The sequence below is a fragment of the Deltaproteobacteria bacterium genome, assembly GCA_030690165.1.
Classification (GTDB): domain Bacteria; phylum Desulfobacterota; class GWC2-55-46; order UBA9637; family UBA9637; genus JACRNJ01.
Genome location: JAUYHF010000024.1, coordinates 1 through 5,318 on the forward strand (window position 1 = coordinate 1; position 5,318 = coordinate 5,318).

Annotated in this window: 6 protein-coding genes; 5 read left to right on the plus strand and 1 reads right to left on the minus strand. The window is 45.5% G+C overall.

Features of this window, described 5'->3' with window-relative positions; all coding sequences use genetic code 11:
* Positions 1 to 624, plus strand: a 624-nt coding sequence (locus tag Q8P28_05010; GenBank protein MDP2682156.1) for a hypothetical protein, incomplete at its 5' end; no start/stop codon positions are given.
* A gap of 69 nt (positions 625 to 693) precedes the next feature.
* Here the strand turns inward: Q8P28_05010 and Q8P28_05015 are convergent.
* Entirely contained in the window at positions 694 to 1,242 is a 549-nt protein-coding gene (locus Q8P28_05015; protein MDP2682157.1) for a DJ-1/PfpI family protein, read from the minus strand.
* A gap of 236 nt (positions 1,243 to 1,478) precedes the next feature.
* On the opposite strand from Q8P28_05015, the gene accC reads away from it, so the two are divergent.
* The 4 genes from accC to Q8P28_05035 all read left to right on the plus strand — a co-directional run.
* The gene (accC, locus tag Q8P28_05020; protein MDP2682158.1) at positions 1,479 to 2,897 is read left to right on the plus strand and encodes an acetyl-CoA carboxylase biotin carboxylase subunit; all 1,419 of its coding nucleotides are present in this window, start codon (positions 1,479 to 1,481) and stop codon (positions 2,895 to 2,897) included.
* 30 nt (positions 2,898 to 2,927) lie between these two features.
* A complete protein-coding gene (gene oadA, locus Q8P28_05025) occupies positions 2,928 to 4,790 on the plus strand; it encodes a sodium-extruding oxaloacetate decarboxylase subunit alpha (GenBank protein MDP2682159.1) in 1,863 nt (620 codons plus the stop codon).
* 5 nt (positions 4,791 to 4,795) lie between these two features.
* The gene (locus Q8P28_05030; protein ID MDP2682160.1) at positions 4,796 to 5,089 is read left to right on the plus strand and encodes a hypothetical protein; all 294 of its coding nucleotides are present in this window, start codon (positions 4,796 to 4,798) and stop codon (positions 5,087 to 5,089) included.
* A partial coding sequence (locus Q8P28_05035) for a hypothetical protein (protein MDP2682161.1) occupies positions 5,086 to 5,318 on the plus strand: 233 nt, incomplete at its 3' end. The genes Q8P28_05030 and Q8P28_05035, both read left to right, overlap by 4 nt.

Consider the following 5,318-nt stretch of genomic DNA (forward strand, 5'->3'; position numbering starts at 1 on the left):
ATGGAGGCGCTCCAGAAAACCATCGCAGCCAAGATTGCCGCTGAGAGGGCGATACAGGAAAGGCTTGCGGCGGAAGAACAAGGCAAAAAGAACGTTACAGTCGCCGAATATGAGGCCATGATAAAGAAGAAGAAATCTGAGGTTGAGGCGGAAGAGGCAAAGGCAGTGGCCGTCATTGAGGCGAATAAGAAACTTGAGGTGGGAAAGCTTGAGAGGGAAAAGGAAACCAATACCGCTACAAGAAAAGTAGAGATTGAAAAACTTGAGAAGGCCAGGGCGATTATAGAGGCGCAGAAGGCGCTTGATGTGGCAAAAATAATGGCGCAGAGCGCTGAAAGCAAGAAAAGGACGGACATCCTCGAAGGGGAAGGATTGGCTGAAAAGAAAAGGCTTATTTACAAAGCCGATGGGGCATTACAGCAAAAACTTGATGCCTATGTCAATGTCATGACTGTTCTCGCAAAGGAGCTCGGCAAACAGAAGTGGGTGCCTGATATAACCATGAACAGCGGGCCGCATGGAGCAGGAGACGGGAACGCGGCAATGGGCTTTATGAACCTGTGGATGATGAAGACAGCAAAAGAGCTTGGGGTTGAACTTACGAATGAGAAAAAGAATCAGTAACCGGTATAGTATGCGCGCGTTGGGTGTCGGAGACTATCTATTGTTTCCGCCGCCCAACCTGCCCTTTAACTAAATCCTTGCCAACACCCCTTTGTTAACCTCTGCGACCTTTTCTTTTCCCAAAAGCATCTCTACCAGTTTAAAGGCAAACTCTATAGCTGTGCCCGGCCCCTGGCTTGTTATTATATTGCCGTCAACAACTACCCTTTCGTCTGAAATTTTTTCTTTGTCCAGTTTTGCCCTGACCGTGGGATGGCTTGTAACAGTTTTCCCTTCTGTAATGCCAATAGCTGAAAGCACTGTGGGCGCAGCGCAGATGGCTGTAATGAACCTGCCTTTTTTGTAAAGCCTTTCTACTATTTCTTTTACACGCACATCCTTTTTGAGATTTTCCGTGCCAACCGCGCCGCCCGGCAGGACAATCATATCAAAGTCCCGGTCTTTTACAGAATCAAGAGACGCATCTGATAGAACTTTTATTTTGTTTCTGCCTTCTATAGGATTGTCAGTTGTTCCTGCCAGCATCACCTCTATCCCGGCCCTCCGTAAAATATCCACAACAGCAAGGGCCTCTATCTCTTCAAAACCCTGCGCAAGTGGTATTAAAACCTTTTTCATAGCCTGCCTCCCATTTTCAACCCTAAAAGGGTTAAGTTATAATGCAACTCAAGTCTTCAGCCTTAAAATTTTATTATAGCACAAAGTTTATCTGTAAAATATTGACAATTAGGCTTGACAGGAAATTATTAAATAGGCTAATTTAAACCTGCTCTTGTAAAGAGATTACACCCCCCCACCCTGCCCTCCCCCGTCAAGGAGGATGGAAAAAGGAAGGGGTTGTCAGAGGAAACTTTATGTTTAAAAAAGTTCTTGTCGCAAATAGAGGAGAGATAGCTACAAGGGTTATAAGGGCGTGCAAGGAACTTGATATCGCCACTGTTGCCATCTATTCAGAGGCTGATGCAACTTCCCTTTATGTTAAAAAAGCCGACGAGTCTTATCTTGTAGGCCCAGGCCCTATTGAAGGCTATCTTAATATCCATAGGCTTGTTGACCTTGCCCTTAAGGTTGACGTGGACGCCATTCATCCTGGCTATGGCTTTCTTTCGGAAAAACCAAGCTTTGCCGAATTGTGCGAAAAAAGCGGCATAACCTTTATAGGTCCAACCAGCGAGGCTATTGCCAACATGGGCGACAAGGTAAAGGCAAGGGAGTTGATGAAAAAGGCAAACGTGCCGATTGTCCCCGGGACTGAAGGAAGCCTTAAGGATATGGATGAGGCTAAGGCATTTGCGAAAGAGATTGGCTATCCTGTAATGATAAAGGCGTCCGGCGGCGGCGGAGGAAGGGGATTAAGGGTTGCAAGAGATGAAAAAGGGCTTATAAAAAACATGGAGATTGCCCGTTCTGAATCAAAGGCGGCATTTGGCGTATCCGATGTATTTATTGAAAAATATATCGAAAAGGCCCATCATATAGAATTTCAAATCCTTGCGGATAAGCACGGGAACATCATCCACCTTGGCGAAAGGGACTGCTCAATCCAGAGGAGACACCAGAAGCTCATAGAGATTGCGCCGTCGCTTATACTTGATAATGCCATGAGAGAAAAGATGGGCAATGCCGCTGTAACGGCTGCAATGGCCGCAAATTATACAAATGCAGGGACAGTGGAATTCCTTGTTGATGACAAAAGGAATTTTTATTTCCTTGAGATGAATACAAGGATACAGGTTGAGCATACAATAACAGAAGAGATAACAGGGATTGACCTTGTTAAAAAACAGATAGAGATAGCCGCAGGCAAGCCGCTCAGCATTAAACAGGGAGATATCCTGATAAGGGGTTTTGCAATGGAATGCAGGATATGCGCAGAGGACCCGAAACATAATTTCCGCCCGAACGGCGGGAGGGTTACTGCGTATTATTCGCCGGGCGGCATTGGCGTGAGGATAGACGGGGCAATATATAAGGATTATGTAATACCAGACTATTACGACTCCATGGTGGCAAAGTTAGTGGTGCGCGGCATGGACTGGAATGAGGTTGTAAGGAGAATGCACAGGTCGCTGGATGAGTTTGTAATACGCGGGGTAAAGACCACAATCCCGTTTCTGAGAAAGATAATGAATGACCCGGATTTCAGAGGCGGCAATTTTGACACCGGCTATATAGACAGGAAACCGGAGCTTCTGGATTACGCTGAATTTGAAGACCCGATTGATAAGGTGGCAGCTATATCCGCGGCAATTGCGGCGTATCATGGATTTTAAAAGACAGCAAGAGGCAGAACTGGAGAATATATGTCCAAAAATAAAACCAAAAACCATAGAGTGAAAATCACCGACACGGTATTGCGGGATGCGCATCAATCGCTTCTTGCAACAAGGATGCGGACAGAGGATATGCTGCCTATTGCAGAAAAACTTGATAAGGTGGGATATTTCAGCCTTGAGGTGTGGGGCGGCGCAACATTTGACACCTGCCTCAGGTTTTTAAGGGAAGATCCGTGGCAGAGGCTCAGGGATTTAAGAAAGGCCCTGCCCAATACAAAACTTCAGATGCTGCTGCGCGGCCAGAACATTGTGGGCTACCGGCATTATCCCGACGATGTTGTTAAAAAATTCATTGAACGCGCCGTAAAAAACGGGATGGACATATTCCGCATATTTGACGCGCTGAACGACATAAGAAATATAGAGACCGCGTTAAAGGCGGTAAAATCGATGGGCGCAACCGTGGAGGCGTCTGTATGTTATACAACAAGTCCTATTCACAGCCATGCAGGTTTTGTGGAAATGGCGCAGAGACTTGAGGACATGGGCGCTAATATTATTTGCATAAAGGACATGGCCGGACTTCTGACGCCTTATGCTGCCTACGATCTGGTAAAAAGCCTTAAGGAACGGATAAAACTTCCCATCCATATCCATTCGCATGATTCAAGCGGCCTTGCATCAATGAGCTACCTTAAGGCAATAGAGGCAGGCGCAGAGATAATTGATACTGCCATTTCCTCTCTTGCATCAGGCGCAGCGCAGCCTCCAACGGAAAGCATTGTTGAGGCATTGCAAGGCACACCGTATGACACAGGTCTCGACATCGCCCTTCTGGCGGATATAGCGGAATATTTCAGAAATATTCGCAGAAAATATAAGAGATTTGAAAGCGAATATACCGGCATAAACACAAAAACCCTTGTTGTCCAGATACCGGGTGGGATGATTTCAAATCTTGCGGTTCAACTGAAGGAGCAGAATGCAATTGAAAAAATGAATGATGTCCTTGAAGAGATACCAAAGGTAAGAAAGGACATGGGCTATCCGCCGCTTGTCACGCCGACAAGCCAGATTGTAGGAACGCAGGCGACCCTGAACATACTTACAGGAGAGAGGTATAAGGTAATAACCAGCGAGACAAAGAATTATTTCAAGGGACTTTACGGAACCCCGCCTGGAAAGATAGACAAAAAAGTTCAGAAAAAGGCGATAGGGGACGAGGAGCCCATTACATGCAGGCCTGCGGACCTTCTTGAGCCTGAGCTTGACAAGCTTACAAGAGAGTTGGGAGGCAGGGCAAAAAGTATTGAAGACATCCTTTCCTATGCACTGTTCCCCAATGTTGCGCTGGAATATTTTGAGCAAAGGGAGAGCGGAAAACTTGAACCGGAGCCACTTGAAGAGACGAAAGAGGCAGAGTCCCAGCATGCGCCTTTGATGGCCTCCCTTGCGCCGAGCGAATTTATCATAACCGTGCATGGCGAGTCATATCGGGTGAAGGTTGCAGGCGCAGGCCACAAGGTTGAAGGCAAGAGACCATTTTTCTTAAAGATAGACGACCGTCTGGAAGAGGTGATGATAGAATCGCTTACAGAGGTCATCCCTTCCACAGCAGGAGAAATAGAGGCAAAGCCGACAACCACATCAGTAAGGCCAAAGGCAATGAAAAAGGGGGATGTTACAGCGCCCATTCCCGGAAAGGTTACAAGCATAAAAGTATCCGAAGGGGCAAAGGTGAATGCCGGCGATACGCTTTTGACTGTAGAGGCAATGAAGATGGAAAATGAGGTGCATACGCCGATGGACGGCGTTGTGAAAAAGATATATGTTAAGGTGGGAGATTCGGTAAATCCTGACGAGACGCTGATAGTGATTGAGAAGGAGTAGGAAATTTGCTAACAAAACTTACCGAACAAGGTATGGGCTATCAAATTGTTGACATCAAAATGAAAAATGGGAAAGGTCGTAAAGAAAAAATAGTTACCAATTCAATATACTTGCAACTTGACAAAAACGAATTATTAGAACCAAATGATATTGAAGCAATCACATTGCACAAACTTCATATAACACAGCATAAAAGGTTTGTGCCTTACGACACTCACCCAAATCCTTCGCTATCGCTCAGGACTTCTTTTATGCTGGGAACGAATGGCAATGTGCCACAATTGGAGGTAGTATTATGAGTAAAGGCAACAGGGTTGGAGCTATTCTTATTCTCATAGGTATTTGTATTCCTCTTATTTCTTTTGTTTTTGTAGAAGATTACAACTCAAGATTCGGTTTTTGGAGTAGTGTAACAGCAACACGAGGAGGGATGCACATAAAACTGTGGAAAAGACAAAATAAATCTAACCTACTACCAACTTGGGATGAAGTATTACGAGACCCTGAATTTCAATCACTTTCAACTGA